A 2,140-nucleotide genomic window follows, 5' to 3' on the forward strand; every position below is an offset into this window, starting at 1 on the left:
CTAGTGTCGCGCGTCATTAATTCGTTGACAGTATGGGATGATGGCATATGCCGTCACCTGTGCTGGAGATCAGCGAAGAGGACCGTGCGACCCTGACCTCGTGGACACGGTCGCGGACGTTGCCGGCGGGACGTGCGCAGCGTGCGCGGATCGTGCTGGCCGTCGCGGCGGGGACGGGCACCTCGGCAGTGGCGCGGCATGTCGGGGTCTCGCGTCCGACTGTGATCAAGTGGCGTGACCGGTTCGCCGTCGACGGGCTCGCTGGCCTCGAGGACGAGGAGCGTTCGGGCCGACCGAAACGCATCGATGATGCCGTGATCATCGCCACCACGCTCGAGCCGCCACCGGCCAAACTCGGGGTGACGCATTGGTCCTCGCGGTTGCTGGGCAGGCACTTGGGGATCGGGGATGCCACCGTCGCCCGTGCCTGGCGCAAGTACGGGGTCAAGCCATGGCGGCGGGAGACGTTCAAGTTCTCCACAGACCCGGAGCTGGAGGCCAAGGTCCGCGACGTGGTCGGGCTGTACCTGAACCCACCGGAGAAGGCGGTCGTGCTGTGCGTGGATGAGAAGTCCCAGATCCAGGCCTTGAACCGGACCGCGCCGATCCTGCCGCTGCGACCAGGCTTGCCGGAGAAGGCGACCCACGACTACAAGCGCAATGGCACCACCACGCTGTTCGCCGCTATCGAGGTAGCCACCGGTGCGGTGACCGACCAGTGCTACGACCGGCACGGTAAGGCCGAGTTCCTCGACTTCCTCAAGAAGGTCGCCAGGGCTTACCCGCGCCGGGAGCTGCACGTGGTCCTGGACAACTACCACACCCACAAGCACGAGGACATCAAGCAGTGGCTGGCCAAGCACCCGCGGATCACGTTGCACTTCACCCCGACCAGCGGGTCCTGGCTCAACCTCGTCGAGGTTTTCTTCGGGATCATCACCCGACAGGCCATCCGCCGCGGCTCCTTCGACAGCGTCAAGCAACTCGTCACAGCGATCAGCACCTTCATCGACGGCTGGAACGAGCGCTGCCACCCATTCATCTGGACCAAGACCGCCGAGGAAATCCTGCCCCACGCCACCCGTCAAACCAGTTCAGGCGCGTGACATCAGAGACCGAACGCGCCGCCGCCGACGAGGATTGCGACGCCCAGTCCGATCAGGACGATGGGGAAGAGGATGTGCTCCCGCCGTTCGAGGACCTCGGCGATGGGTCGACGCGTGGCGACGAACTTGGCGGTGGCCACCAGCACTGCCACGAGCACGAGGAAAACGATGCAGAAGGTGATGACAGCGGGAGTACTGATGTTGAGGAAGACCGGGACGTAAACGCCGATGTTGTCCCCACCGTTGGCGAAGGTGACGCCGGCGACGGTCGCCACGGCAACGCTCTTACCTGACACGGCGGCATCATCGTCGTCGCCCTCGCCGCGGTAGACCTCCCACGCAGCCCAGAGACCCAGCGCGAGGGGGATGAGCCCAAAGTAGGGAATCGCCTCCTCTGGCAGCGCCCACCCCGCCCCCAAGGTCACCACGAGTGCGGCGGCGAGGATCCCGACGAAGCCAAGGTATTGCCCGGCCAAGATCTTCGCGGTCGTCCCGGGGCGTCCGGCACCTCGGGCGAAGAAGAGCGAGAGCACGATGATGTCGTCGATGTTGGTCGCGATGAAGAGCCCGATCGCTTGGAGCAGCGCCGCGGCCGTCATGCGCCGGACCTGCCGTCGTGGCAACCAGGCACCTCGCAGGCGACGTCGAGGCAGGGGGCGTCCGCGTCGACGGCCAGCTTGACCTCGACCAGCTCGGTGAGCGCACGTGCGAGGTGGGGGTCAGCGATCTCGTAAAGGGCCTGGCGGCCCTCATGGGTGGCGACCACGATCCCGCAGTCCCGCAGGCAACCCAGGTGGTTCGACACATTCGAGCGCGTCAGGTCTAGCGCGTTGGCGAGCTCTGCCGGATGCGCGGGGCACGCCAGAAGCGACAGAAGGATCCGTGAACGCGTGGGGTCGGCCATCGCCCGGCCCAGACGCTGCATGGCGTCTAAGCGGGAAGCAAGAGTCAGCATGCACTGAACGATACAGTAACCGCTGAACTACAATCGCCCCACCCAACTCGTCAAACAAGTTCAGACGCGTGACACTAGG

General features: G+C 65.5%; 3 protein-coding genes. 1 reads left to right on the top strand and 2 read right to left on the bottom strand.

Annotated elements, in window-relative coordinates; all coding sequences use genetic code 11:
* Positions 1-47: 47 nt before the first annotated feature.
* Positions 48-1,106 carry an IS630 family transposase gene (locus NQ706_RS13620; protein WP_006947314.1) on the top strand — a complete coding sequence of 353 codons (1,059 nt, stop codon included), beginning with the start codon at positions 48-50 and terminating at the stop codon, positions 1,104-1,106.
* A gap of 2 nt (positions 1,107-1,108) precedes the next feature.
* On the opposite strand, the gene NQ706_RS13625 is transcribed toward NQ706_RS13620, so the two are convergent.
* A complete protein-coding gene (locus NQ706_RS13625) occupies positions 1,109-1,705 on the bottom strand; it encodes a cadmium resistance transporter (RefSeq protein WP_006947316.1) in 597 nt (198 codons plus the stop codon).
* The gene (locus NQ706_RS13630) at positions 1,702-2,061 is read right to left on the bottom strand and encodes a helix-turn-helix transcriptional regulator (protein WP_006947315.1); all 360 of its coding nucleotides are present in this window, start codon (positions 2,059-2,061) and stop codon (positions 1,702-1,704) included. The genes NQ706_RS13625 and NQ706_RS13630 overlap by 4 nt, the downstream gene beginning before the upstream one ends.
* Positions 2,062-2,140 lie beyond the last annotated feature (79 nt).

This window comes from Dermacoccus sp. BD5 (assembly GCF_044878485.1).
Taxonomy (GTDB): Bacteria; Actinomycetota; Actinomycetes; order Actinomycetales; family Dermatophilaceae; genus Dermacoccus; species Dermacoccus nishinomiyaensis.

Coding starts and splice junctions, on each gene's coding strand:
- NQ706_RS13620 (WP_006947314.1), top strand. CDS start 48: ATGCCGTCACCTGTGCTGGAGATCAGCGAAGAGGACCGTGCGACCCTG.
- NQ706_RS13625 (WP_006947316.1), bottom strand. CDS start 1,705: ATGACGGCCGCGGCGCTGCTCCAAGCGATCGGGCTCTTCATCGCGACC.
- NQ706_RS13630 (WP_006947315.1), bottom strand. CDS start 2,061: ATGCTGACTCTTGCTTCCCGCTTAGACGCCATGCAGCGTCTGGGCCGG.